The following is a 25,961-nucleotide window of genomic DNA, read 5'->3' on the forward strand; positions in this document are numbered from 1 at the left end:
ACTTCAGGAGTAATTCCCCATCGTTTCACAAATTCGATTGAGCATAAGTTCTCGAAACTCCTCCGGTTCTAAGATTTCCGCCGCGGATCCAAACCCCAAAACCCAGGTTAAAAATTCATTAACTCCAATAATCTCATCTTCAAAGAGAATAGATCCGTCTTCTAAAGTGGTTAATTGACTTGTACGGTGGGCCACATCCTTACGAACCTTTGCCAGTGTTTGAGAACGATTAGAAAAACGTACTTTTACTCGAATCAAATCTCCATATTCCATTCCCCAACGTGGCCCGAGCCAACTTTTAAGAGAGAATCCTTCCGGGTAAACGAAAGACTCGTTAGTTACGTTCACCTCTCGAATGTTCTTTAAATGATAGGTCTTAACTGTTTCACCCTGTCGAGCTACAAAATACCAGCACCTTAAACGCGAATAATAGACAATACCCAAGGGATCAACCGTTATCCCTCGACCATTGAACTCAAGGGATACCCGCTTGTTTTTGGAGATTGCGCTCTCAATTAATGGAAATGTATTACCATTAATTGGTTCTAAGGGAGTTAGCCCTCCTTTGATATAGCGAAAATTCTCTTCTTCTACATCAAAACCAGATAGAATCTTTTGTCTTAAACGCTCTTTTAAAGCATTTTCTTCCTGCAAAAAATCTAACATGCCTAAGACCCCTACCGCCTCGCGAACATTTAAATAAACCGGAGTATATCGTTTTTCTGCCGCAGCCATAAACCATTTAACCTCTGGCTGAAACAGATCCTCCTCATCGTTATCATTTCCTTCATCATGATCCGTATATAAAGGAAACGTATTCTCGATAGAAGAAGCTAACACTTTAAGATCCTGTTTCATCGTCCCCCATGGAACACCGCATCCATTGGCTAAGGTACGTCCAGTTAATCCCTCAGGGTGAGCTTCAAGCAAGGCCATAATTTTTCCCATACGTTCAATCGAGTCCAGAGGATCCACCTCCATACATTTTTAGGAGTCGTTCAAATTCTTCAGTGACTTTTTTCCTAAGTGCTGGAGGTTCAAGAACCTCCGCGCCCGCTCCAAACCCTCTTAACCAGACGGCCAGTTCATCTAAGCCTTCTACACGATCTTTCATTAAAAGACCGTCTCCATCCTCGATTAAAGTACAGGTTGCCCTTTTGGCAAGTTCCTCTCTCACACGGTTAAGTGTGGAAAAATGAGGATGAAAACGAATAACAACCGTTTCAGGTTTTTGATCCCGATAAACTCCCCAAGCAAACTGATACCAAGCTTTAAGATTAAACCCTTCGACTGGGGGAAACAACGTCTCCTTTAAACAAGTGACATCTAATATTCGATTCACTAAATATGTTTTTATGGTTTGAGACCGCCCATCTTGAGCAATAAGATACCAATTATCAAGGACCCAATAATAAACAATCCCCAGAGGGTTTACTCTAAGTATACGTGCTGGTCCTTCTTCTTTACGATAAAGAATCTCAACTTGGCTTCTACTACGTGCTGCTTCTTCGAGTTGATAACAACATTGGCTGCGATGTACGTCTTGCGTAGGAGTTCTACCGTGCACAAACATAGTTTCTCTTGACTGAGTGTTCTCCCCAAGCCATAGTTTAAGTTTTGCGTCTAGAGATTTAATTTCATCTGAAATGGGTGCTAGCGCACTAGCCACGTTTAAAGCTTCTAAAAGCAGGGTCTTTTCCCGCAACTCAAGCTGAATGGGCGGTAGCATTTGCTCTGAGCAAATTACATACTCTTCCCCTTGACGTTTAATCAGATTCTTCTTTTCTAAATCTTTTAAAGTTCGTTCCACCGTTTTGCGACTGATTTCTTCTTCATCTCGTCGATTAAAACGTTTATAAATTTCCAGGATAGTCAATCCTTGAGGGATGGAGGTAAGCATTCTCAAAATCTCCATTTGCCGTAGGGTTGACTCTTTGACTGGAGCAACCCCATTCCAACCACTTGAAAGGAGATAAAGAGTTTCCATTTCATCCAGCTTAAATTGAAAGCCATTATCCTTCATTTCTTCAAAATCCCTTTGAATAGTCGCATGGCTTAAGCCAAATTTATTTGCCAAGCTTGCGTAGGTGTGTACCCATGGTTCTGTGGCAATATCTTTAACAATTTCGCGTTGGCGTGTTAACTTATCCAAAACTTACTTACCTCCCATCCCCTGTATTAACAATTACACAAAAAGCTCTGGATTCCTCCAAAAGGCCAAAAAAAAGAACGTTACCATAAACTTATAATAATTAAGTAAGCCTCCGTAAACCAGGAAATTTTAAAGTCGGCCAAATGGCCGACTTTCACAATCATCATTCCAAGATTTGAAGACTTATCTTATAATCGTAAATCAACTCATTGAATTCCTCTGGTGAACCGATTTCTCGGATTAACATCTGTGCTTTTTGCAATAAACGTTTATGTACCTCCTCTCTATTGCTAAGAAACTTATTTAACCGCTTCATGTGGGGGTCACTTGTTAGTTCCAAATGCTGAAGATAGCGTTGACTCGCACGGTCTTCAGCCTCGATATTGATTTTCAGCACAGAACTAGCATCAAGGGTTTGGTCAATATTGTTTATTCCCCGCTGATGATTTTCAAAGATAGGTGGCGCACCACCTAACTTATTAATGGCTACTGAAATTATTTCCATATGTCCTAATTCCTCAGCTGCAATTAATCCTAGCAGCTCCCGAACAAATCGGTTCGATATATAGGCTCGATGGTTTAAGTACTGTATACATGATATTAATTCCCTCTCGTAATCCTCGCGCAATTCTTTAACCAAGATTGGATCCGGACCTTCAACATGTACGGGATAAATTAAACGCTTTCGATAATAAAACATTCTCATCCCTCCCCCTATTTTTTAATCCTGCCCTTCAGTATATGGGAGCGGGATTGCCATGGTCACAAAAGAAAACCCCTCCAGATAGGAGGGGCAAAAAAGAAGGGGAGTTAAAAGAAAAGAAGAAGAAAAGAATTTATCTTAAACCGCTCAATCACGGAGGATCATTGGATAATTTATTATAACGCGTATATGTTGCTGTTCCGTGAACTTTATGTGAAGATATTGTTAAAATTTATGTGTTAAAGTCCCTTTACCCCAATATCCCGTCTATAATGAGCCTTTGGAAACTCAATTTGTTCTACAATGGAATAGGCTTTTTCTCGAGCCTCCTGAAGGGTTTTGCCGTCAGCTGTAATACCTAATACCCTTCCGCCGCTACTCAAAAGTTGCCCACCACTGATTTGCGTCCCAGCATGGAATATCACCGCCTCATCCCTCACCTCAGGCAGTCTGATTGGAACCCCCTTAGAGTAGGTTAATGGGTATCCTTGAGCGGCCATCACAACACAGACAGCGACCTCTTCTTTCCAATCCAGTTCGACCTCAGCCAGACGGCCTTCGGTACACGCCCAAAGAACCGGCAAAAGATCTGACTTTAAACGTTTCATCACGACTTGCGTCTCTGGGTCTCCAAAGCGGACATTGTATTCCAGAAGTTTGGGTCCCTTTTGTGTTAACATCAATCCCAAAAAAAGCACTCCACTAAAGGGCGTCCCCCGTTCTTGCATAACTCGTAAAGTTGGTTCAACCAGATCGCGCAGGACATCGGCTTCAAGCTCTGATGACCAAATTGGAGGAGGGCTATAGGTACCCATTCCACCCGTATTAAGGCCCAGGTCACCCTCTAAGGCCCGCTTGTGGTCTTGAACAGGAACCATAGGCAAAGCAGAAACTCCGTCGCAAAAACATAATAAGCTGACTTCTTGCCCTTCCAAAAATTCCTCAATGACCAGTTTTTTACCTGCAGAGCCAAAGCCGCCCTCCATAATTTCGTCGACTGCCTGAAGAGCAGTTTCCAAATCTTGAGCAACAATGACCCCTTTACCTGCAGCGAGACCATCTGCCTTTAAAACGCAAGGGGCTCCCAGTGATTTGATATAGTTTTTAGCTTGGTCCGAATCCTCAAATACTTGCCACTCCGCGGTCGGAATCTTGGCACCTTCCATGATAGTTTTAGCGAAGGATTTACTCCCTTCCAGCATCGCAGCCGCCTGAGTGGGTCCAAAGATCCTTAGACCTGCTTCCTGAAAGGCATCCACAATTCCTAAACTTAAAGGGTCTTCCGGACCGACTACCGTTAAATCGATCCTTTCGTTGAGCGCAAATTCCACTAACCCTCCAATATCGTTAGCTGAAATTGCCACATTCCATAATATAGTTCCTGCATTCCCAGGCGCGACAAATAGTCGTTCAAGTTCTGGGCTCTGCGCTACTTTCCAAGCCAGAGCATGTTCACGCCCTCCGTTACCCACAATTAACACCCGTTTGCTATAACCCATAGCCCTCGTCTCCCCATCATTGTTAATGTTGAAAATGCCGACGATGCGTAAAAACCATTATGATGTTTAAACGATTCGCCGCCTCTATCACTGCAGCATCTTTAAGGGATCCTCCCGGTTGTACAATCGCCCGGATTCCTGCCCTAGCTGCCTCTTCTATAGAATCCGGGAACGGAAAGAAAGCATCTGAGGCCAAATAGGCCCCTTTAGAGTCCTCTCCAGCCTGATCAAGAGCAATTTTGACCGACCCCACACGATTCATCTGCCCTGCTCCAACACCGAGTGTTCGTCTAGAATCTGTAACCACTATCGCGTTTGACTTGACATGCTTGACAACACGCCACGCAAAATTAAGCGCTTGGAGATCCTCTTCAGTTGGTTTATGGTCTGTCACAACATCCCATTCAGTAACCGAAGTTGTCCCATGATCAACCTCTTGCACAAGATATCCGCCATCAATGCTTTTGAAAGCCCAGCCAGCCTTTGTTTTACCTGAATCTCCTCGTCCAACTACAAAAAGTCGCAGATTTGGCTTTGCAGTAAGAATTTCTCGAGCCTCTGGACTGAATTCAGGCGCAATAATCACTTCGTAGAAACGATCTCGCAGTGCTTCAGCACAGGTCGTTTCCACCACTCTATTAAAAGCAATGATCCCACCATAAGCTGAGACAGGATCGGCAGCGTAGGCAATCTCATATGCCTCTAAAGGAGTTTTCCCCAAGGCCACTCCACAAGGATTAGAGTGCTTAATAATCGTTGCTGCACACGAATCAAACTCGTGTACTATTTTCCAAGCCGCATCCATATCGACCCAATTATTGTAAGAAAGTTCTTTTCCCTGGAGTTGCTTTCCGTTTGCTAGGGATCCTTCCCCAGCTTCAGAATTAATATAGAAGGCAGCCTTTTGCTGTGGGTTCTCACCATAACGTAATTCTTGGACTTTCTGGGCCGTTATACGAAGGGTTTCGGGGAAACTGCCAGTGGGTTCAAGTTGTCGCTCTAAGTATCCTGCAATTAGACGGTCATATTCTGCGGTATGCGCAAAGGCTTCAGCAGCTAAGCGCTTACGCATGCCTGCCGAAACTGTTCCCGTCTCGCGCAGCACGCTGATAACCTCCTCATAGGACTCTGGATTAACAATGACCGTAACACGCCCATGATTTTTGGCCGCTGCGCGAACCATGGTTGGCCCACCCACATCAATATTTTCGATTGCTTCTTCAAAACTAACACCCGGTTTGGCAATGGTTTCTCGGAACGGATAAAGATTCACCACGACTAAGTCAATAAAACGGATCCCGTTTTGTTCCATTTGTTCGATATGTTCGATACAATCCCGCGCTAAAATTCCGCCGTGGATTAAAGGATGGAGTGTCTTTACTCGGCCCTCCAAAATTTCAGGAAATCCTGTGACCTCACTTATATAGTTTACAGAGATATTGGCTTCATCCAAGGTTTTGTAAGTTCCCCCAGTCGAAATCAATTCAAAGCCTAAATCTACTAGCTCACGCGCTAAATTAACGATCCCTGTCTTGTCTGAAACGCTGATAATAGCTCTTCGCTTCATTAAAATTCCTCCTGTTACAAAATCTTTACTCGACGTCCGGATCGCTCCACCTTCCCTAACGCTAATAAACGAACAGCCTCTGGATAAAGACGATGTTCCACCTCTAAAATTCTTTGGGCTAAACTCTCTTCAGTATCTTGAGGCAAAACAGGAACCGCTTCCTGTAGAATAATAGGGCCACTGTCCAAGCCTTGATCCACTAAATGCACTGTACACCCACTTACCTTGACCCCGTACTCCAAAGCTTGACGCTGGGCATGAAGTCCCGGGAAAGCTGGGAGTAAGGAAGGATGAATATTCATAATAGGAAACTGAACCTGACTGATAAATTGAGGACCTAAAACTCGCATATAACCCGCTAAAAGTAATAGTTCGACGCGGTTTTCCTGGATCCAAATCAGGATATCCTCTTCTTGGGCTTGACGATGAGGGTAATTATTGATTTGGAAAACACGAGTAGGGATTCCTACCTCTTCAGATCGTTGGAGTGCGCCTGTTCCAAGTTGATCCGAGCCCACAGCCACAATCTCAATAGGAAGATAACCACTATGACAGGCCTCAATCAAGGCTTGAAGATTACTCCCCCGGCCAGAGGCCAGTATCGCCGTCCTCAATATTCCACCCCTTCTCCCTTAACAACCCTTCCAATGACTAAACCTTTCTCACCTAACTCATCGAGCCTTTGACGCACCGAACCTTCATTTTCCTGACTAACAACAAGAACAAAACCGATCCCCATATTAAAGGTTCGATACATTTCTGGCCAAACTACATCTCCAAGGCGTTGGAGCAACCTAAAAATTGCAGGACGCTCCCAAGCATTTAAATCAATCCGCACCCCTAAACCTACTGGCAAGATCCGGGGGATATTTTCTGTTAACCCTCCCCCCGTAATATGTGCCATACCTAAAATTTTGCCTCCCTCAAGAAGCGGTAAAATGGACTTGACATAAATCTTCGTCGGTCGAAGTAAAGCCTCTCCCAGCGCTTCCCCCAACTCAGGGACTACTTCATCCAAAGGTATTTTCTCCACTATTTTTCGGGCCAAGGAATACCCGTTACTATGAAGTCCCGTTGAAGGTATGCCTATAAGAGCATCTCCCTCTTGAATCTTTGAGCCATCTATTAACTGATTCCGATTGACAACCCCCACCGAGAATCCAGCAATATCATATTCGTCTTCGGCATAGAAACCAGGCATTTCTGCAGTTTCTCCCCCAATTAACGAGCAGCCTGCCATTTCACACCCTCTGGCAACCCCGCCGACAACCTCGGCAACCCGACTCGGCTCCACCTTGCCAACAGCAAGATAGTCGAGAAAAAACAAAGGTTCTGCACCTTGCACTAAAATATCATTGACGCACATAGCGACCGCATCTTGCCCGATGCTATCATGTCGATTCATCTGAAAAGCAAGGCGAAGCTTCGTTCCCACACCATCCGTTCCGGAAACAAGGACTGGGTCCGGATACTTAGCCAAATCCAACTTAAAAAGTCCACCAAACCCTCCAAGTCCGCCGAGAACCTCTGGACGAAGTGTTCTGGCAACCGCTGGCTTAATGCGCTCCACTACTTCATTCCCAGCTTGAATGTCGACGCCCGCGTCTCGATATGAGTATCCCAACGTTGTTCCTCCTTAAGTTTCAATACATCAGCATTATCTTTATCACATGAACCTATATAAGATGCCAAATCCAAAAACTCATCCGCAAGAATTCCTCAGTTCAAAATTGTTCTTGCTTTGGTTTAAACTCGAAAGTGGAATAGGATAAACGCCATTAAAGCAAGCCAAACAAACATCCGACGTGCCAAGTGCCCGGAGTAAGCCTTCCTCAGAGATATAATGCAATGAATCAGCCCCTACAAACTTGCGTATTCCTTCAATATCTAATTGATTAGCAATCAGCTTTTCCCGTTCGGCTGTATCAATCCCATAATAACATGGATAGGCTACTGGCGGGGAACTGATTAAGAAATGGACTTCTTTGGCCCCTGCATTTTTAACCATTTCCACTAGCTTAGAACTCGTAGTTCCACGCACAATGGAATCATCAATCATGACCACACGTTTATCTTTTAGAACGCTCGTATTCGCATTAAGTTTCAGTCGAACTCCAACTTCTCTCATAGCCTGAGTCGGTTGAATAAAGGTGCGGCCGACATAGCGATTCTTAATCAGTCCTTCACCAAAAGGAATCCCCAGTGCTGTGGCATATCCAAGGGCGGAGGCAGTTCCTGAATCTGGGACAGCAATCACAAGATCCGCCTCAATCGGACACTCGCGAGCCAATTCAATGCCCATCTGACGTCTGCTCTCTGAAACGTTTAACTGATCCATCGTGCTATCTGGTCGGGCAAAGTAAATATATTCGAACGCACAAGCCGTGTGCGCAGTTTTGGTAAGCCCTTGACGTGAGTGCAATCCGTCTTCATCAATAACAATAATTTCGCCAGGTTCGACATCCCTCACAAAGACTGCACCTACAGTATCTAATGCACAACTTTCTGAAGCGAGGCAATAATGGTCGCCCATCAAACCAATGCATAACGGACGAACACCATGGGGATCCCTTATCCCAAACAATTTATCCTCAGCAAGGATAACCAAGGCATATGCTCCGCGGAGATCCATCATAGTCTTGACTAGTGCATCTTCTAATGAATCCCGGCGATACCGAGTAATTAGATTAATGATGACTTCACTATCAATCGTCGTTTGGAAAACTGCTCCGTTCTTACCCAGCTCTTCCCTTAGTTCTAAAGCATTCGTCAAATTTCCATTATGGGCCAAAGCCATCATACCTTTTTGATAATGTACCACCAACGGTTGGGCATTGGCGAGCAGACTGGACCCCGTCGTCGAATAACGAACATGACCGATCGCCATTTTCCCTTTCAGCCCTTCTACAATGCTGTCAGAAAATACTTCTGAAACTAAGCCCATCCCTTTATGCAGCATAATGCCTCGACCATCCGAAGTGGCGATACCGGCACTTTCCTGCCCTCTATGTTGTAAGGCGTATAGCCCATAATAGGTTAAACGAGCAACTTCTTGGTCGGGAGCGTAAATTCCAAAGACGCCACATTCTTCTTTCGGTTTATCCTCTCCAAATCTGAACATTTCCGGCCTCCTCTCCCACTTAGTTAGATTGCGTTTTAATCTCCCTATACCCGGATTTACGCGCATCCTGAACTAAACATATTGATTTATTCAGCTTAACCTTTTCTTTAAACGAGAGCAGCTTTAACTCGGCGAAAGACTTCCTGATAAGCTTCTTCCACTCGTCCGAGATCCCGTCGGAAGCGATCCTTATCTAGTTTCTCATGAGTTTCACTATCCCAATAACGGCAAGTATCTGGAGATATCTCATCTCCTAGAAGAACCTTTCCATCGGCAACCCCAAACTCAAGTTTAAAGTCAATCAGGTCGATTCCTGCTTTTCCTAAGATTTTCTTTAGGATCTCGTTAATTCTAAAGCCTAAAGTTTGGATCTCACGCGCATGCTCAACACTAGCCCAACCCATCGCTGCCACATGCGATTCATTAACCATCGGATCTCCCAATTTATCGTCTTTATAATATAATTCTACAACCGGTCGGGAGAGAATAAAGCCCTCCTCTACTCCAAGGCGCTTTGCTAAGCTTCCAGCCACAATATTACGCACAACCACTTCGAGCGGAATCATGTCTAGGCGACGCACAAGCATGTCCCGCTCGCTTAACAGTCGAACGAAGTGGGTTGGGATACCCGCTTTTTCGATCTCTTCAAAAAAGAGTGCTGATAACTGGTTATTGACTTCTCCCTTATCCACAATTTGTCCTTTTTTCTCGCCATTAAAAGCAGTCGCGTCATCTTTATAAGCTACCCAGAAATAGTCACTTTGATCAGTATCATAAACTCTCTTCGCTTTTCCCTCATACCTTAATGCTAGCTTTTTCATAATCCTTTTTCCCCTTTCATAATTCACCTAAACAAGGCCTAAACGCTCAAATATATCAACTACGTGTTTGGTATGGTAAGCATAATCAAACAGGTCGCTAATTTCTTCTTCATTTAAATATTCCCGTATGCCAGGGTCTCTACTGATCAAGCTTTGAAATTGCTCTTTAGTATTCCAGGCTTCCATAGCATTGCGTTGCACCAAAGCATAAGCCGTTTCACGACTGACGCCCTTTTCGACTAAGGCCAGCATGACGCGTTGTGAAAAAATCAAACCAAATCCCTTGTCGATGTTCACCTTCATTTGCTCTGGGAATACTTCCAGCCGATCCATAAGCTGGGTCATTTTATGGAGCATATAGTCAAGAGCGATAGTGCTATCTGGTAGAATCATCCGCTCCGCTGAGGAATGGGAGATATCTCGTTCATGCCATAAAGCCACGTTTTCCAAAGCAACTTGGGCATTCGCACGAATAACCCGAGCCATGCCGCAAATCCGCTCCGGAGTAATCGGATTCTTCTTGTGAGGCATTGCAGATGAGCCTTTCTGCCCTTTTCCAAAAGCTTCTTCCACTTCATGGACATCGGTTCGCTGTAAGTTGCGAATCTCGGTCGCCATTTTATCTAGTGAACTAGCAATTCCTGCCAGGGTTGTCATAAAAAAGGCATGTCGATCACGTTGTAATATCTGAGTCGATATCAGAGCTGGTTCTAACTGAAGTACTTGGCAAACATGCGCTTCAACTTGAGGATCTACATTGGCGAACGTTCCCACAGCACCAGAAATCTTCCCAACCCGTATCTCCTCACGGGCGAAAGCTAAGCGTTTCTTTTGACGTCCAATTTCGTCGTACCACAACGCGAACTTCAACCCTAAGGTAATAGGCTCAGCGTGAATCCCATGTGTTCGCCCCATCATAATCGTATCCCGATGCTCTAACGCTCGGCGGCGAAGAACGGTTTCCAATCCTGCCATTTTAGAAAGTAAAATATCGGATGCTTCTACTAATTGCAGGGACAGCGCTGTATCAAGAACATCTGAAGAAGTTAGGCCTAGATGAATGTGCTTTGCTTCATCTCCTACATTTTCGGCAACATTAGTCAAGAATGCTAACACATCATGCTGGGTTACTTCTTCAATAGCCTGTACCCTTTCCCACGAAAAAGAAGCCTTTTCACGAATGACTTCAACCGCCTCATTCGGAATCTTTCCTAGCTTGGCCCACCCTTCACACGCCGCAATCTCGATCTTCAACCATAATTCTAGACGATGTTCGTCAGTCCAAATCCTACCCATCTCGGGCAGTGTATACCGCTCAATCATGCGTTAGTCCCCTTTATCCCTTCACTTACCCTTTTTTGCAACGCTTCATCCTTCGCCTCGATATCCTTCAGCATCTGAGCTCGATAGTTTTTAACCTTAGCACTTAAAGGTTTGTCCTGAATGGCAAGGATCTGGACCGCAAGCAACGCTGCATTGCGTGCCGCACCAATGCCTACAGTTGCAACCGGAATTCCTGGCGGCATTTGCACTATGGAGTAAAGAGCGTCAATTCCTGCCATGGCACCACTTCTCAGAGGAACACCAATGACGGGTAAAATTGTTGCCCCCGCTACAACGCCGGGTAAATGAGCCGCTAAACCTGCCGCCGCGATGATAAGTTTTCCGCCTTGGGCTTCAAAACCTTTCACCCATTCCACAGTTCTTTCCAACGTTCTATGAGCTGAAGAAATCTTAACCTCAAAATCAAGCTCAAATTCACGGAGGATTTTCACGGACTCCTCCATGATTTTATAATCTGAATCACTTCCCATAATGACCCCGACTTGACTCATCTATTTTTCGCCCCCTCTTTCCCATACTATTTCTCTTATCATTACTCTTACCCTCATCAAATACTCCTGCCCTTAATCCTTTTCCATAGCAAAAACCCAGGCTTGGGCAGATTACACCCTTTAATCAGAGTGAAACCTACCCGCCTGGGCTTTTATCCCTTCGGTGTAATTTGATTGCTCAATCAAATCTGTACCACTCGGACAAAGAAAACTTGGCTAGCGACGGTTGACCGTCTTACTAGTACAAGTCAATTGCCCTAGGTACACTTTCGCTCATAGTCAGGCTATTTACGGCAGCCTGGTAGAAACTTGCGGACCATATCACCGCGGTTATATGAACTCCTATGAAATTTAGATAAGTTCATTTTACAAGAAGGTTACATTAAGGTCAATAGATAATCGAACATTAATATAAATTTTAACGGGAACGTTCGGCTAATGCTGAAAATTGTAAAAAAAATAGCCCTTTCGGACTGCCATAATAGAAACATTTCTTTTAATATCTTTTTGACTATATCCTATTTATCTTTAAGAACTTAAATAGTAAACCTACCTCTTTATACAATTGTGAAATCTTCACTACTAAAGATTGCCCTCGATGCAGCCTATTTGTTTCTTGAATAGTTTTATCAAAAGTGGTTTCTAATTGAGTCGCAGTTACTTTCATTTGAAATGCATTAACTATACTATCTGCATCTAAGTCAAGGAAACGAGCATAAGAACGCAAAAATCCTACCGTGTAAACTCCACCGGGAAGGGCACAGTAGTCCCTTTCTTCCAATGCTTTTAGATATTTACTACGAATTTTAGTAATTTCCTCAACCTCTTTCAACTCCATTCCTTTAGCTTCTCTGGCCTTACGTAACTGTAGGACAACTTTATCCATATTTCAACCTCCCTAGTTGAATTAATAGCTAATAGCAACAGTCTGTCGAAGTATAGGTTTAAAGTAGAGCAGCATTATCCAAACCTTGTTAAAAAAACAAAAAGAACTCCATACCAGGGATACTTAGTCCCGGCAGGAGCTCAAATTTCCTCTCCGGCAACCTGGCAATCATGACAGTATCTTTACTGCTGTAGACCCATGGCTTTGCGTCACACCTTTTCAGGCATTTTGCCTTTATCAGAATAATTTCCAGAAAAAATAGCTAATATATATATTTTATGTACAAATAAATAACTGTGTTAAATGATGTCGTATTTTGCTAATAACCCTTCAGTGCTATTTTAGCATAGTTATTAAAAAATTTAAATATTTTTTTAATTCTGCTTTTAAAAACCTTTAAATATCTCGCGAATTAATGATTATATCAATTTAACCCGCCAGTTGACAGGTCTTTTAACCGGTCGGGTCCCAAAGATAGCAGCTTAAACCCGAATTTCATTAACTGAACGTCATCGTGCTTGATTCGGTCTGATATATCCTCATTTAAATTCATTTTTTCGTACAGGGAAGGGTTATTCATTAAGAAATTTCTGAATTTGTCCAGATCATAGCAGGCCATAAAGGAAAGTTTAATAATTTCTTCATCAGTTTCCCGGTTGACTGTGAGTTTTAAGTGTTTAGGTATCTCGCTAAACCCCTGTTCCATTTCTTTGTAGATCTCTAAACCCTGGTCAAGAACCCATTCCTTTATGGTTTGTGCCTTTGTCTCATTTAACCCGTGGCAGCGGGAACTTTCGAAAACAAAAGAGTATTTTCCCCCGCCCAACATGTCCACCGGCGCAATCCGGCAGGCCCAGGGCCTCTCCCGGTAAACCTGGCATCCCTTTGGTGTGATGAAAGGACATTTTAGGTTATCCTCCTCGGACATCTTGATTTGTACAATGGAAAAGCCGGAGTGATGCACAGGTACCTTAAGGGTATATTTCTCCAAAAATTCTCCTGAAGAAAGACCCAGAAAATTTTTCATCCGCAGGACATCGTAAGGAGTGAGACAGATATTGATGTCCCGGCAGCATTTTTTAAAGCAATCCAGCCCATCATGGCAATGAAATTTAAACTCACTGTCTTCATCCAGGAGTAAATCTCGGTGATCCATAAATTCGCCCCCTTTAAAAATACCTTACTATTATAAATCATCTCCCAGGGATAAGATAGTTAGCGAATTTTTTAATTCTTCAACTCATTTCTCCAAAGCTTCTGTTTCTCTAATATCTGGTTAGTTAGGAGGAGGACCATCAGCAGGACCGCCACCCAATAATCCCGAACTAGATTTCGAAGTCGTAGTAGTGGCGGAAGGGCTAGTTCCGATAACGATCTCTTGCCCTTCCATTAACCCACTTTTGATTTCCACATTAGTTCCATCATCCAAACCAACGTTCACTGTCACATACTGTAAATTAGCCGCGTTCTGCCCACTTGTTATGCCTGTTTTCGCGCCTGATTGTGCGACTTGATCCGCTTGGGTTGGACTGTCAGTGCTTGTTGTTGCTGGCACTAAAACTTGTTTCTTATCGCCTACAGTTTTGATCGCTTCACTAGGAACAGTCAGAACATCATTGGCTTTTGCCACAACGATGTCAATATTAGCATTCATTCCCGAACGAAGCTTATCGCTGGCCTGTTCTACCGCCACCGTGACTTTAAACGTGGTAACATTCGAAGCCGTTGTTCCTTGTAGGGCGACTAAGCTCACACTGCCACTGCTATGCTCATCTGGGTACGCGTCAAGGGTAATATCCACGTTTTGACCTATTTTGACCTGAGCAATATCTGCCTGATCAATCGTCGCTGCTACTTCAAGACTACTCCCTGTGCCCTCTGATGGCGTAATCGTGATCATTGAATTGTCGGTTGTGTATTGGTACAATTGCAACCCAGTATCGATAACCACTGCATCCGTTGGCGCTAATATTGTGGCTTCTGCCAATTTCGCGTTCGCACTGTCAAGTTGAGCCTGTGCTTGAGAGATGTTGGCTTGAGCCGATTGCAGGTCTGCTGCTGTCGGACCAGCCTCTTGCTGACTAATTTTATATTGAGCTGACGTGACATCCGCTTGTGCAGCCGTTAAAGCCTGAACTGCTCCACCATTTTGCAAATTTTGAGCAGTCCTTAAGGCAGTTAAGGCCTGGTTCAACGTGCTTTGAGCAGATTGTATAGTCGATGTATTTCCACTTAGCTGCGCCTTAGCTAAAGCATCACTAGTCTGTTTGACATTCTGATCAGCCAGTAAGACCTGGTTTGCTAAATAACTTGAATCCGCATTCTGCTGAGCTGTGGTTAAATTCTGTTGTGCTTTGGCGAGTGCCGACTGAGCCTCTGCTTTCGTTTGGGCGTTAAATCCATCTTGAAGGGATTGAAGTTTCGCTTGAGCCGTCATTAAGTTAGCTTGCTGTTGCACAACGGATGTCTTAAGAGCAGCGTCATCAATCCTAGCAAGAACTTGCCCTTTCTTTACAGAATCCCCATCCTTAATATTGAGTTCAACCACCTGTCCATTATTTGAGAATTGTAAAGGAATTGAGTGGGGAAAATTAACCGTCCCGGTAGCTGTAATCACCTTGCTGACATTTCCTATTTTTGCTTTAGCAGTAATATTAGTGGACACAGCAGTTTTAGTCGCAAAACGTTTATAGCCCCAATAGCCTCCTCCCAAAACCAGGACGCTGATGACCCCGATGGTCACCCATTTTTTATTAAGCCATTTTTTGTTCATACTCTTTCCCCTTTTCCTCGATTTGCTTTTCACCTCGCGCTTAGCGGATGAGCCTTATGTATCATTAATGATAGTGTCATCGTCATTTACTAAGTATAAAACATCAAGCTGAATTGCATCTGAATGAAAACTGAACGCCAGCTGAACATAACCACGCTGAACCCACCTTAACCCCAAAAACAAAAAGAGCCCCTCAAAAGGCTCTTTACTAGACTTATTATTGGCAAGAATAAAAAACGATCAATACCCTGTCAAGATACCTGTTATCTCTTTCTCATTCATCCTAATCAGTGTCTCTATTTGTTCCTCTGTAAACTCTCCCCCGGCCTCCAACGACTCTAAAGTACTCTCAAATTGGTTGACCAATAAACCATTTATCTTTGCATACCGTTCCTGGGCATTCTCAGGTTCCAGAACCTTCCCACCCCAAATTCCAGCCATACAGTCGAAAAGGAAGTTAGTAATTCTCCTCATGATCAAGGCCAAGACTGCGACTTTAGAATCTGCTAGAGACACAACACTTTCATAAGTTGATGCTTGGGCCTCCAGACGCCCAGCCATCTGTAGATCTCGGTGAGCCTTCGTTCCTTTTAAGACAATCATGTGGTGATAAAGCATATTCGCCGTAATCGCTAGATTTTTCATGAGATCATTTCGCTTTAGAAACTCAAAGTTGACCCGGATATCATCTAAGGTTGAGTCCGGCTCAAACATGATAAACCCAATATTAGGTTCAATCCCATATTTACGGAGAATTCTAATAGCCCTCTCGTTCTGAGCAACCGTCGTCATCTTATTGATCCGTTTCAGTGAACTATCACTACCGCTCTCCAGTCCTATGAGAAGATGGTGCAAGCCTGCGTCTACCAGCGCACTTATAGTTTCCTCATGGATATCGTTAACCCGGGCCTCGATGCCAAAGCGAATGTTTCTGGATTTCAGGAAGGTGGCCAAGCGCGAGGCTCGTTGTTGGCCTCTATCACCCGGGCCGAAGAAATTGGGATCGGTAAAATAAAATTCCTTGATTTGATGTTTAGCAATTAAATCATCGATTTCCGCAATAATATTTTCCGGAGTTCGTCCACGCCACTGAGATCCCTGTCCATAAAAAGGGTTGATGTAGCAAAAAGTGCACCCCCCATAGCAGCCCCTACTTCCCTGCAGGTTTACTTCAGGTAGACGGAACAGGGCTTCAGTTCGTACGGGAAAAGGGAGAGCGTTCAGATCACCTACCAGTTCGCGCCGCTGTGAAACAATCGTACCAAAGTCGTCCCTCTGAGCAAGACCGGGAAGTTTTTTTAGACTATCTTGAACAGTTAAAGCCTTTGCCACTTTGACAAAGGTCAGTTCCGGTTCACCTAAGATCACTGAATTAATATCTGGGCACTGCTTTAAAATGTCTTCGAAGTCAGTGGTCGGATAATACCCGTAAGCCGTGATATACGAGGATAGTTGTTTAACTTTAACCTTGTGGAGAAAATCGTACAAGACCGTGTCCGTCTGCCAATGGTAGACCATATGAACCCCCAGCATGTCTGGTTGCATCGCTTTAACCCTGCGCTCAATTTCCTGGTAGTCGAGCCCATCCAGGAAACCTTCTATGATTTCGACCTCATGCCCTTCGCTTTTGAGCATACCGGCAATATAACCTGAATGAAGACATGAGGAAAGGGGAGTATTGGCGATGTCATTACATCGTTCTGAGCAGACGGTTCGTGGGTGCTCTAATAATAGTATCTTCACTTTACTTCCCTCCTCACTTCCTGCCACATGAATACGTTTCTGCACTGCTGAAGTGTTTCCAGCTTGTATCTGAAGGTATTAAACGGTTTGGGGTTGTAATAGGTCGGATAGAGCAGATCCGTTTCTGCGTCGATGACCCCTTGTGCCCTGGCCATGCTTTCGATAGCAGTGCCTGGTAAAATCCGAATATTATTCAGTATGATAGTTCCAAGATTTTTTTTCTTGCTGTGTAATTCGTAAAGCTTTTCGACAAACTGAATACTTTTTTCGCAGGTCTTTTCCGTCTCCCCAGGCACATTAACCATAAAATGATAGACACTGACCACATCTGTTTGAGCGACGAAACTTGCTGCTTTTAAAATCTGTGCTTCACTAAGGTTTTTGCCTAAGACATCTAGTGATTCCTGGCACAGACCGTCAGGGGAGAAGGAAAAACATTCACACCCGGCCCGTTCAAACATAGCGACATTCTTTTCAGTAAGCTGGTCTTCCCGCATAAAACCGTCCCACCGAATCTTGAGCTTTCTACGGAGTATCTCCTCACAGATTCCCTCAAGGTGACCGCGGGGAGCATTGAGTACAGGATCGGTAAAATGAAAACTCTCAATGCCATAATCTTTGTGCAAGAGTTCCATTTCATCCACGACAGCAGTTGTCGGGCGGCACCGCAATCTCGTCCCTTGAAGCTGCGGATAGACACAATAAGCACAGTTAAACGCACAGCCACGTTTGGCCTCTATTCCAATCGTGGGAACGTAGTTATTAATCCCTTTATAAAGCTCAGGGTCCAGTAAAAGGCGATTCGCAGGGACATAATTTGCCATGTCAAAATTAGTTGCAGGTGGTGAAACGTGCACCTTCAGGCCTTCTCGTCGGCAGAGTCCGGGCATTGGCGGTGGATTGTCTATTGAGCGGAGAAGAGCAGGAAAGGTTACTTCTGCTTCTCCTACAATTCCGTAATCTAATTCAGGCACCTCTCGCATCAGCCGTTCTGGAAAAAGGGAAAAGCCGGTGCCGCCCACAATCAACCAAGCTTGGGGCAAAACGGCGGCGATTAACCGAACCGTAACGATAAAAGGAGAAATAAGCGAGCTCGTTTTATTGCCCAGCGGATCAATATTACGCAGGGATAAACCAATTCCCTCAGGGTGAAACGTCAATAGTTTCTCCTTCAGCGCTCCGTAAGGATCTTTTTCCAGGTTCATGTCCAAGATACTCACCTCATGACCATACCCTTGAAGGCAGCCAGCCAGGAGGACAATCCCGATAGGATAGACTCTTTCCTGAGAGAGGTCTTCTACTGAAGGGGTTTGGATCATCAGAACACGCACGTTAATTCACTCCAATAACAACAGGGCAAAATATTTGACGTAGTCGCCCTTGTCGCGTAAAATCCGAAGATTAAGACCCGCCCGTCGGATGGTCTCGTAGACATCGATACCCGCTCCTTCCATAGAAGGCCTGGCATCTCGTGTATTGCGACACGTCCCGTCGGTAGCGCCCACAGCACAGGTAGCACAAAGAACACATGGACCGGCCCAATAAGCAAACGCTTTATGAAATCCTGAAAGAAAGGCTTCTCTTTCGGCGTCCAAAACTCTGCTCTGAAACACGTTTCCTGGAGGTTCCCCCTCCAGAAGCAGAGCGTGTGAAAAGTCTTGCAGCACGTCTCTCGTTTTTTGGGGAGTGGGACTATTGGGTGGGCAATGGCCTTGTCCGTACCGATCACAGCCATACTGGCAGCGGAGATCCGTCCAGTCAGCAACATGGATGCTTTCTTTATCGATAGGAAGAACTTCTCCAAATCCCATCGCTTTAATCCTGGCAATCAGACGAGTTCTCTCGTCCAGGCGGAGACTCGCCAGTTTCTTTTTATCCTTAGCCGCAAAGATTAGAGCAGTGTCCGTCGCTAAAGGAATGAGCTCGGTTGTGTACAGTTTTGACATGGCTAATTGTTCTTTTACCCATGTTCCAGAAAAGATCCTGCCATTGTATGTATTGATAAACATATTCAGATCGAGCAGAGCAGCCTTGGCAGAGAAGTGCTCGGGGAAGAAATCATGAATGACTAGGAGACCTTCCGACTTGAGACAATTTGCAGCTCTGTCCAGGATCAGAGGAATCTCCTCTTCTGAATAGGCGTGGATAATATTTGAGAGAATGACAAGGTTAAACCCTTCCTTAGTTACGGACCAGGGTTCCAAAATATTGCTTGGCAGGTAGGAAACCCGTTCCCCCAACCCTTTCTTGTCCATCAACTCCCGTGTATAGTTGAGGACTTCCTGAATGTCCACTAAAGTTGCCGATAAAGAAGGAAAACTCTCCAGAAAACCACCGGCAATCGCCCCAGAGCCTGTCCCTATATCAAGTATCTCTCCCTTCAGTTCAAGCCCCTCAAAGAAGGGCAGAATCTCCGCCACCTTAGTTTTGGCAATATTATCCATGGCATTGATGTATTTACGAATCCGCCGGGCAAACCGCTCTGGACCCTCTTCTTCGACTGGAAAATTCACTCTGCCGCCGGCCTTAAGACACTCGGTAAGGTCCTGCCACCCTAGACTAAGACCTTTGCGCCAGAGGATCGAATCTCCTTGATACTGACTCTTACTTGGGACAAGATAGTCACTAGCAAGTTTGGTATTATAGTAACGTTCACCATTACAAACCACTAGCCCTATTGCGCCAAGAGCCTGAAGAAAACGTTCCAGACCTGAAACAGGCATGAATAGTGCTCCAGCCATTTCGTCAGTCGTCATGCCTTCAGACTCTAGCAAAGTAAAGACTTCCAATTCAACTGCCGTAAACAGAGCCTCGGAAAACCAGTACCCTGTTGCCAAGTCTTCCAAATACTGAGGGCCTACATCCTGGGGACTATGTCGAAAAAAGGGTGTTGATCCCATCTTTTTATTACCCTCCCCACTGGATCTTCAAATTGAGTTACGAAATGTTACGGAAGAGGATACACTCCATTAAAACAAGCTAGGCAAACACCGTCCGTCCCAAGTGCTCGAAGCAAGCCTTCCTCAGAGATATAGTGCAGCGAATTTGCTCCAACAAACTCACGAATACCTTCTATATCTAATTGATTGGCAATGAGTTTTTCTCGTTTTACCGTGTCAATCCCATAGAAGCACGGATAGGCAACCGGAGGTGAGCTGATTAAAAAATGGACTTCTTTGGCCCCTGCTTTTCTGACCATTTCCACCAGTTTTGAACTGGTTGTTCCTTGGATAATCGAATCATCGATCATAATGACGCGCTTATCTTTCAGGACACTTGCATTAGCATTGAGCTTTAGACGAACGTCCACTTCTCGCATTTCTTGAGTCGGTTGAATATAGCTTCGATGGACATAACGGTTTTTAATAACCCCTTCCCCAAAGGGAAGCCCCATTGCTGTGGCATACCCTAGGGCAGAAGTCGTCGCAGAGTCTGGGACCGCAATCACTAGATCCGCCTCAATTGGATATTCTCGAGCCAGTTCAATGCCCATCCGACGTCGGCTTTCCGATACACTCAGCTGATCAATGGTACTGTCCGGCCGGGCAAAATGGATATATTCAAAGGCACATGACGTCCGTTCTAGTTTAGAAAATCCCTGGTATGAGTGTAGCCCCTCTTCATCGATCACCACAATTTCACCGGGTTCCACATCCCTCACAAACTCTGCACCCGTGGTATCGAGAACACAGCTTTCTGAGGCCAAACAATACCCATCGCCCATCCGCCCAATACATAAGGGACGGACGCCATGAGGATCCCTGAGTCCGATCAGTTTATCCTCTGCCAAGATAACCAAGGCATACGCTCCACGTAGATCCATCATGGTCTTCAGCAACGCATCTTCCAAGGACTCTTGGCGATTGCGAGTAATGAGGTTAATAATCACTTCGCTATCAATCGTCGTTTGGAAAACTGCCCCGTTTATTCCCAGTTCTTCACGTAGTGTTACGGCATTGGTTAAACTTCCATTATGAGCCAAGGCCATCATGCCTTTTTGGTAGTGTACCACCAAGGGCTGAGCATTCGCAAGCAGGCTTGCACCTGTGGGGGAGTAACGAACATGTCCGATTGCCATTTTCCCCTTCAAACAGGCCACAACACGGTCTGAAAACACTTCCGACACCAAGCCCTTTCCTTTATGCACATCAATGCTTCGGCCATCTGAAACTGCGATTCCGGCACTCTCCTGCCCTCGGTGTTGCAGAGCATAGAGCCCGTAGTAAGTTAAACGGGCAACATCCAAAGTGGGGGCATAGAGTCCAAAGACTCCGCATTCCTCTTTCAGTTTGTCCTCTCCAAATTCGAACATGTTTGCCCCCCTCCCCTTAGTTCATTGCCCTCACCCTCCTTGAATGCTCTTAGCAAGTTCCACCCGTTTTCCCTAAGTGTTCTCCAACTAATTTCATAGCACAGAAACCACCACACATAGAACAGGCTTCCGCCCCCTCCTCGTTACGCTCTCCACGAATCCGGCGAGCTGTTGGAGGATCAATGGACAATTCAATTTGTTTTTCCCAATCTAAGGCTTTGCGAGCATGAGCCATGGCTAAGTCCCATTCCCGTGCACCCTTAACGCCATTCACTATATCCGCAGCATGCGTGGCAATGCGCGTAGCAATTACCCCGGCGTGGACATCTTCAGCAGTTGGTAAACGTAGATGTTCGGCAGGTGTAACATAGCAAATGAAGTTTGCACCTGCCATAGCGGCAGCTGTAGCTCCGATGGCTCCTGTGATATGGTCGTAGCCCGGTGCAATATCCGTGACCAAATTGCCAAGTATATAGTACGGAACATGATGACAAAGTTGTTTTTGGAGCAAGATCGTTGCTGGGATTTGATCCACTGGTACATGGCCCGGGCCTTCTACCATGACTTGAACCCCCGCTTCCAGGGCTCGTTGGACCAATTCTCCTGCCACAATCACTCCTTGGACTTGGGCGCGGTCCAGAGAATCTTCGATACAACCAGGTCGGATTGCATCCCCAATACTAAGCGTTACATCGTATTTTTTGCAAATTTCAAGAACACGATCAAATTGAGCATAGAGCGGATTTTCTTGCTCGTGGTGGAACATCCAGCCTGTTAAAAAGGCCCCGCCACGACTCACAATATCGGTGACTCGTCCTTGATTTTTTAATCGTTCAATAATAGACATGTTTAAAGCAGCATGAATGGCCATAAAATCAATGCCACGCTTTGCCTGACGTTCAATCATTTCGAACATATCCTCAGCGGTCATACCGACAACGCTTCCGTGCTTAGCAATACTTTCCATGCCCCCTTGATAGCTTGGAACAGAACCGACAGGTAATGTGAAGTTATCGAGTACTTGACGGTGAAAAGCATCAACATCTCCGCCAATACTTAATTCCATAATGGAATCCGCACCAGCCGCTACGGCAACCTTTATTTTATAAAGCTCATCTGAAAAGTCCACACAGTCCGGCGACGTTCCGATGTTAGCATTTACTTTGGTGCGAAGTCCTTCCCCTACTGCGATCGCGACTGAGTTCTTGCGTTGATTATTCTTTAAGATCACAACCCGACCTTGCGCTACCTTCTCACATAACTCATCCGCTGTAAGCCCTTCAACTTTTGCTAATCTTTCTACCTCAGGTGTAATAATACCTTGTCTCGCTTTGATAAGTTGAGTCATTTTAATCTCTCCATTCTTTGTTTTATTTCCTAATTCAGGCACGATGTACAACGAGTAACTACCTTTGGGATCTCAAGGCATCGGCCTCGTTATCCCTACCTTTGGGCACGATGCATCGTGTCCCTACTGATAATCGAACCTCGAACCACGAATTTCAAACCTCGCTTTTAGCACTCCCACGGCAGTTCTTGAAAGAACTCGCCAGCCACAGCCATAGCGCAACCTTTTCCACATTTTTTGCAGAAGGGTTTTTCGCTCGAGTGGAAATTCGTCAGCCTTTCCTGATCTAAGGCTAACGTTTTCTGGGCCTCTAGATTCTGCTCCCGTCGTGCTTGACTCATTTGAAGATCCCAATTTTCTGCGCCTGGGTACCCTTTCGCCAGATCCGCGACATGAGCAGCAATACGTGAAGCTACCACTCCCCGATAGACATCCTGTGCATTGGGATAACCTATATGTTCAGCGGGTGTGACATAGCAGAGAATGTCTGCTCCAGCGGCACCAGCCATAGCTCCTCCGATTGCAGCTGTAATTTCATCATATCCTGGAGCTACATCCGTCGATACCGGACCGAAGACAAAATACGGAGCACCTTGGCATACTTGTTTTTTCCAATTTAACCGTTGTCGCAATTTGATTGGGTGGAGTGTGACCAGGTCCCTTAATCATAATTTGAACCCCTGCTTGTCGACTACGCTTTACCAACTCACCCAGAATAACGAGTTCTTCAGCCTGTGAACGACATAATGAATCAGCACCTGCCCCCGGTCGCATAGCATCGGCTAAACTTAAAGTAACTTCGTACTTTTTGGCAATTTCCAGGATACGGTCGAACATAGTATACAAAAAGTTTTCCTTGTTATGATAAAGCATCCATCCCATCAATAAGGACCCGCCTCGGCTGACCAGATTTAGGACCCGCTTGTCTTCCTTAGCCGTTTTAAACAAGCCGGAGTGAAGGGCACTATGCAAAGCCATAAAATCCACTCCATCAGCAGCTTGGCGTTCCATAACCTTGAAAAAATCGTCTGGTTCAAGTGCTAAGGCTGAACCCTTCGTACGTACAGCTTCAGCAAAGGCCTGATAAACTGGTAATGTACCCAAAGGCAACGGCACTCTTTTTATAATAGTCCGCCTTGCTTCGTCCATATTACCGGCAGTGCTCAAATCCATGATCGCATTGGTTCCTGCCCTGATTGCCTCACCCACTTTAAATAATTCATCTGTTAGACTATCTTCATCTGCGGCAAGACCAATACTGGCACTAACCTTGGTACTTAGGCCTAGTCCAAAGCCTTGGGGTTTTTGAGGCTTGTGATGACTGTTATAGGGAATAACAATCCGTCCAGTAGCAACTCGTTCCATAAGAAGTTGGACATTCATCTGTTCGTTTTGAGCTACCAAGGTAAATAACGGGATTTCCTGACCTTTTTGGGCCATTTCCATTAACGTCAACACCCTAAACTCTCCTTTCTCTGTTTGGAGTCACTACCTTAAAAAGAACCTTCGGGAAGAGAAAAAATAAAAAAAGTCTCTAATCACACAGTGACTAGAGACTTTTCCATAATCTCATCCACACTACTCTTGGTTCTTCGACAAGGTAGGCTTGATCTTAACTACAGGCAGGTCTCCTGGCTTACGGATCAACACATCTGAAGCACCTTCCGGGAACTACCCCGTGGTTATACTTCTTACTCCCCGTTTACAGTGGCGGGACCGCGCCGGATTTACACCGACTTCCCTATTCTCCTCATTAATGAGGCACCTGTAATTATTAATTTTATAAACATAGTATAAATAATAAATGTCTTGTTGACAAGGTCTTTTTTTGATCTATTGAATAATTCTTAAAAAATTGCCATTGACAAGTAATCTTTACTCAGTTTCTTCTTCCGTATTATATATAGAATTATTTGAGATGATGTTATACTCACCACTATTGTTCACGATTCTAGAAACATGTCGAATATGTAACCTACATACAGCACAGTAGCCAAACGCAAAATATTTTTTTGTTTTAGAAACTTCCTTATCTTTATCAATTAATTTGGAACATTGTGGACATACAATAGTCACTTGATCAAGGACAGACTTTAACTCTCTAATTTTTATCTCGTTATCAATTTGCACCTTTTGCCAATTAATAATTGCCCCACTAGAAAAATTAAAGACCTTTATAAAGATCTCTGAAGTATAGAAGGCGTCACTAAATGCATCGTGAAAAGGAGTCGTTTTTTCAATTCCTAGACCTTCTACGGCACTTTCAAGACTTGGCTGTTTTGCTAGGCCCTCATACTTCATATAAACTTGTTGAATATTTATAAACTTGTCAAAGGATAATTGATTAAAGTCAAAAAACAGACAGTTATCCCTTAATCCTAAAATATCATCATGCCCCCAGGAGCATAATACCGAGTCCTCACCAATCCATGAACTAAAGTTCTGGATTGCTTGGACAAAAGGTGTTCCTTGGCTGGCCTGCCTTGTATTAATCATCGTTTTCTTCTTAACATAGGGATTAATTCTCTTATAAATCAAAGGCTTTATAATTGAATCAAATTTACCGATCGTTTCCAGTTTCTCATTTAATTTAACTGCACCGATTTGTATAATTTCGCTTTTTAGAGCGGGATTTGCATTTTCTCCTTCTTTAAACTTAAAAAACATATTAAATTCCAAATCGAAGACTATATAATTCATTGCTACCTCCTCTATTACACTCGTTCATTATAATCCTTCCAAACAATAAAAGCACATAATTTCGACCCTATTAGGTCATAATCCTTCACGAGGATGCCAATCAGGATACCTTAAGTCTATAAGGGAGCAAAGTAGAAAAAATAAAGACACCTGCAAGAAGCTTCTTGTGGTGTCTCTTTAGCTATTATTCTCATGATTACCAAAAACTTAACTGTTTATAACTACTAATCTTTTGGTATTGGTTAAGTAGGCAATCTAATTGCTGACTAACTTCAACTACCTCACTATCAATAAGACTCTTGTTTGGACCAAATTTATTGAGTCTTTTGCGAAGTTCCTCAATTCTTTTCAAAAGTTTCTTTTCCACCTGGATTCCTCCTGAAAAATCATTTCCCAAGGAGAATTTTATTGCTTTTTGAATAAAATGGCAAGAAAAAATTATCCATTAATATACATTTATTTGTCGATATAGGTAAAATTGCGATATTTTTTTTATTATAG

Annotated in this window: 23 protein-coding genes and 3 riboswitches; all 23 genes read right to left on the reverse strand. The window is 44.2% G+C overall.

Annotation, left to right across the window (positions count from 1 at the left end; all coding sequences use genetic code 11):
- Positions 1-3: 3 nt before the first annotated feature.
- A complete protein-coding gene (locus tag UF75_RS00615; protein WP_242860053.1) occupies positions 4-948 on the reverse strand; it encodes a WYL domain-containing protein in 945 nt (314 codons plus the stop codon).
- A gap of 4 nt (positions 949-952) precedes the next feature.
- Entirely contained in the window at positions 953-2,152 is a 1,200-nt protein-coding gene (locus UF75_RS00620; protein WP_045572650.1) for a WYL domain-containing transcriptional regulator, read from the reverse strand.
- A gap of 163 nt (positions 2,153-2,315) precedes the next feature.
- On the reverse strand, positions 2,316-2,852 hold the full coding sequence (locus tag UF75_RS00625) for a manganese catalase family protein (RefSeq protein WP_045572651.1): 537 nt from the start codon (positions 2,850-2,852) through the stop codon (positions 2,316-2,318).
- 242 nt (positions 2,853-3,094) lie between these two features.
- Complete coding sequence (gene purD / locus UF75_RS00630) at positions 3,095-4,354, reverse strand: phosphoribosylamine--glycine ligase (protein ID WP_045572652.1); 1,260 nt, start codon at positions 4,352-4,354, stop codon at positions 3,095-3,097.
- A 22-nt stretch (positions 4,355-4,376) separates the two neighbouring features.
- Positions 4,377-5,921 (reverse strand): bifunctional phosphoribosylaminoimidazolecarboxamide formyltransferase/IMP cyclohydrolase, encoded by a 1,545-nt coding sequence (gene purH / locus UF75_RS00635; protein ID WP_045572653.1) that lies wholly within the window; start codon positions 5,919-5,921, stop codon positions 4,377-4,379.
- Positions 5,922-5,935: 14 nt separating this feature from the next.
- A complete protein-coding gene (gene purN, locus UF75_RS00640) occupies positions 5,936-6,535 on the reverse strand; it encodes a phosphoribosylglycinamide formyltransferase (protein ID WP_045572654.1) in 600 nt (199 codons plus the stop codon).
- Positions 6,532-7,545: a phosphoribosylformylglycinamidine cyclo-ligase gene (purM, locus tag UF75_RS00645; protein WP_045572655.1), complete on the reverse strand. Its 1,014-nt coding sequence runs from the start codon at positions 7,543-7,545 to the stop codon at positions 6,532-6,534. Before purM ends, purN begins: the two co-directional genes overlap by 4 nt.
- 78 nt (positions 7,546-7,623) lie before the next feature.
- Positions 7,624-9,042 (reverse strand): amidophosphoribosyltransferase, encoded by a 1,419-nt coding sequence (gene purF, locus UF75_RS00650; protein WP_045572656.1) that lies wholly within the window; start codon positions 9,040-9,042, stop codon positions 7,624-7,626.
- Between the two features lie 107 nt (positions 9,043-9,149).
- The gene (gene purC / locus UF75_RS00655; RefSeq protein WP_045572657.1) at positions 9,150-9,863 is read right to left on the reverse strand and encodes a phosphoribosylaminoimidazolesuccinocarboxamide synthase; all 714 of its coding nucleotides are present in this window, start codon (positions 9,861-9,863) and stop codon (positions 9,150-9,152) included.
- A 27-nt stretch (positions 9,864-9,890) separates the two neighbouring features.
- Positions 9,891-11,186, reverse strand: coding sequence for an adenylosuccinate lyase (gene purB / locus UF75_RS00660; protein ID WP_045572658.1), 1,296 nt, complete (start codon positions 11,184-11,186; stop codon positions 9,891-9,893).
- Positions 11,183-11,698 carry a 5-(carboxyamino)imidazole ribonucleotide mutase gene (gene purE, locus UF75_RS00665; protein WP_045572659.1) on the reverse strand — a complete coding sequence of 172 codons (516 nt, stop codon included), beginning with the start codon at positions 11,696-11,698 and terminating at the stop codon, positions 11,183-11,185. Before purE ends, purB begins: the two co-directional genes overlap by 4 nt.
- Positions 11,699-11,954: 256 nt before the next feature.
- A riboswitch (purine riboswitch) is annotated at positions 11,955-12,056 on the reverse strand.
- Between the two features lie 153 nt (positions 12,057-12,209).
- Positions 12,210-12,584 (reverse strand): helix-turn-helix transcriptional regulator, encoded by a 375-nt coding sequence (locus tag UF75_RS00670; protein WP_045572660.1) that lies wholly within the window; start codon positions 12,582-12,584, stop codon positions 12,210-12,212.
- A 152-nt stretch (positions 12,585-12,736) separates the two neighbouring features.
- Positions 12,737-12,827: riboswitch (cyclic di-GMP riboswitch) on the reverse strand.
- 181 nt (positions 12,828-13,008) lie between these two features.
- Positions 13,009-13,740 carry a YkgJ family cysteine cluster protein gene (locus UF75_RS00675; RefSeq protein ID WP_045572661.1) on the reverse strand — a complete coding sequence of 244 codons (732 nt, stop codon included), beginning with the start codon at positions 13,738-13,740 and terminating at the stop codon, positions 13,009-13,011.
- A gap of 120 nt (positions 13,741-13,860) precedes the next feature.
- Positions 13,861-15,357: a biotin/lipoyl-binding protein gene (locus tag UF75_RS00680; protein WP_045572662.1), complete on the reverse strand. Its 1,497-nt coding sequence runs from the start codon at positions 15,355-15,357 to the stop codon at positions 13,861-13,863.
- 240 nt (positions 15,358-15,597) lie between these two features.
- On the reverse strand, positions 15,598-17,100 hold the full coding sequence (locus UF75_RS00685; protein ID WP_045572663.1) for a radical SAM protein: 1,503 nt from the start codon (positions 17,098-17,100) through the stop codon (positions 15,598-15,600).
- A complete protein-coding gene (bzaD, locus tag UF75_RS00690; protein ID WP_045572664.1) occupies positions 17,097-18,431 on the reverse strand; it encodes a B12 lower ligand biosynthesis radical SAM protein BzaD in 1,335 nt (444 codons plus the stop codon). The genes UF75_RS00685 and bzaD overlap by 4 nt, the downstream gene beginning before the upstream one ends.
- Positions 18,432-18,437: 6 nt before the next feature.
- Complete coding sequence (locus UF75_RS00695) at positions 18,438-20,000, reverse strand: DUF2284 domain-containing protein (RefSeq protein WP_045572665.1); 1,563 nt, start codon at positions 19,998-20,000, stop codon at positions 18,438-18,440.
- A gap of 47 nt (positions 20,001-20,047) precedes the next feature.
- Positions 20,048-21,412 carry an amidophosphoribosyltransferase gene (gene purF / locus UF75_RS00700; protein ID WP_045572666.1) on the reverse strand — a complete coding sequence of 455 codons (1,365 nt, stop codon included), beginning with the start codon at positions 21,410-21,412 and terminating at the stop codon, positions 20,048-20,050.
- Between the two features lie 49 nt (positions 21,413-21,461).
- The gene (gene bzaB, locus UF75_RS00705) at positions 21,462-22,760 is read right to left on the reverse strand and encodes a B12 lower ligand biosynthesis ThiC-like protein BzaB (RefSeq protein WP_045572687.1); all 1,299 of its coding nucleotides are present in this window, start codon (positions 22,758-22,760) and stop codon (positions 21,462-21,464) included.
- Between the two features lie 167 nt (positions 22,761-22,927).
- Positions 22,928-23,392, reverse strand: coding sequence for a phosphomethylpyrimidine synthase ThiC (locus UF75_RS29750; protein WP_242860054.1), 465 nt, complete (start codon positions 23,390-23,392; stop codon positions 22,928-22,930).
- On the reverse strand, positions 23,298-24,218 hold the full coding sequence (locus UF75_RS00710; RefSeq protein ID WP_242860055.1) for a phosphomethylpyrimidine synthase ThiC: 921 nt from the start codon (positions 24,216-24,218) through the stop codon (positions 23,298-23,300). The genes UF75_RS29750 and UF75_RS00710 overlap by 95 nt, the downstream gene beginning before the upstream one ends.
- A 145-nt stretch (positions 24,219-24,363) precedes the next feature.
- A riboswitch (cobalamin riboswitch) is annotated at positions 24,364-24,544 on the reverse strand.
- Positions 24,545-24,635: 91 nt separating this feature from the next.
- Entirely contained in the window at positions 24,636-25,460 is an 825-nt protein-coding gene (locus UF75_RS00715) for a 3'-5' exonuclease (RefSeq protein WP_045572667.1), read from the reverse strand.
- A 196-nt stretch (positions 25,461-25,656) separates the two neighbouring features.
- Entirely contained in the window at positions 25,657-25,827 is a 171-nt protein-coding gene (locus UF75_RS00720) for an aspartyl-phosphate phosphatase Spo0E family protein (RefSeq protein WP_045572668.1), read from the reverse strand.
- Positions 25,828-25,961 lie beyond the last annotated feature (134 nt).

It is taken from the genome of Desulfosporosinus sp. I2 (assembly GCF_000960765.1).
Classification (GTDB): domain Bacteria; phylum Bacillota; class Desulfitobacteriia; order Desulfitobacteriales; family Desulfitobacteriaceae; genus Desulfosporosinus.

Coding starts and splice junctions, on each gene's coding strand:
- UF75_RS00615 (WP_242860053.1), bottom strand. CDS start 948: ATGGGAAAAATTATGGCCTTGCTTGAAGCTCACCCTGAGGGATTAACT.
- UF75_RS00625 (WP_045572651.1), bottom strand. CDS start 2,852: ATGTTTTATTATCGAAAGCGTTTAATTTATCCCGTACATGTTGAAGGT.
- purD (WP_045572652.1), bottom strand. CDS start 4,354: ATGGGTTATAGCAAACGGGTGTTAATTGTGGGTAACGGAGGGCGTGAA.
- purH (WP_045572653.1), bottom strand. CDS start 5,921: ATGAAGCGAAGAGCTATTATCAGCGTTTCAGACAAGACAGGGATCGTT.
- purF (WP_045572656.1), bottom strand. CDS start 9,042: ATGTTCAGATTTGGAGAGGATAAACCGAAAGAAGAATGTGGCGTCTTT.
- purC (WP_045572657.1), bottom strand. CDS start 9,863: ATGAAAAAGCTAGCATTAAGGTATGAGGGAAAAGCGAAGAGAGTTTAT.
- purB (WP_045572658.1), bottom strand. CDS start 11,186: ATGATTGAGCGGTATACACTGCCCGAGATGGGTAGGATTTGGACTGAC.
- purE (WP_045572659.1), bottom strand. CDS start 11,698: ATGAGTCAAGTCGGGGTCATTATGGGAAGTGATTCAGATTATAAAATC.
- UF75_RS00670 (WP_045572660.1), bottom strand. CDS start 12,584: ATGGATAAAGTTGTCCTACAGTTACGTAAGGCCAGAGAAGCTAAAGGA.
- UF75_RS00675 (WP_045572661.1), bottom strand. CDS start 13,740: ATGGATCACCGAGATTTACTCCTGGATGAAGACAGTGAGTTTAAATTT.
- UF75_RS00680 (WP_045572662.1), bottom strand. CDS start 15,357: ATGAACAAAAAATGGCTTAATAAAAAATGGGTGACCATCGGGGTCATC.
- UF75_RS00695 (WP_045572665.1), bottom strand. CDS start 20,000: ATGGGATCAACACCCTTTTTTCGACATAGTCCCCAGGATGTAGGCCCT.
- purF (WP_045572666.1), bottom strand. CDS start 21,412: ATGTTCGAATTTGGAGAGGACAAACTGAAAGAGGAATGCGGAGTCTTT.
- bzaB (WP_045572687.1), bottom strand. CDS start 22,760: ATGACTCAACTTATCAAAGCGAGACAAGGTATTATTACACCTGAGGTA.
- UF75_RS00715 (WP_045572667.1), bottom strand. CDS start 25,460: ATGAATTATATAGTCTTCGATTTGGAATTTAATATGTTTTTTAAGTTT.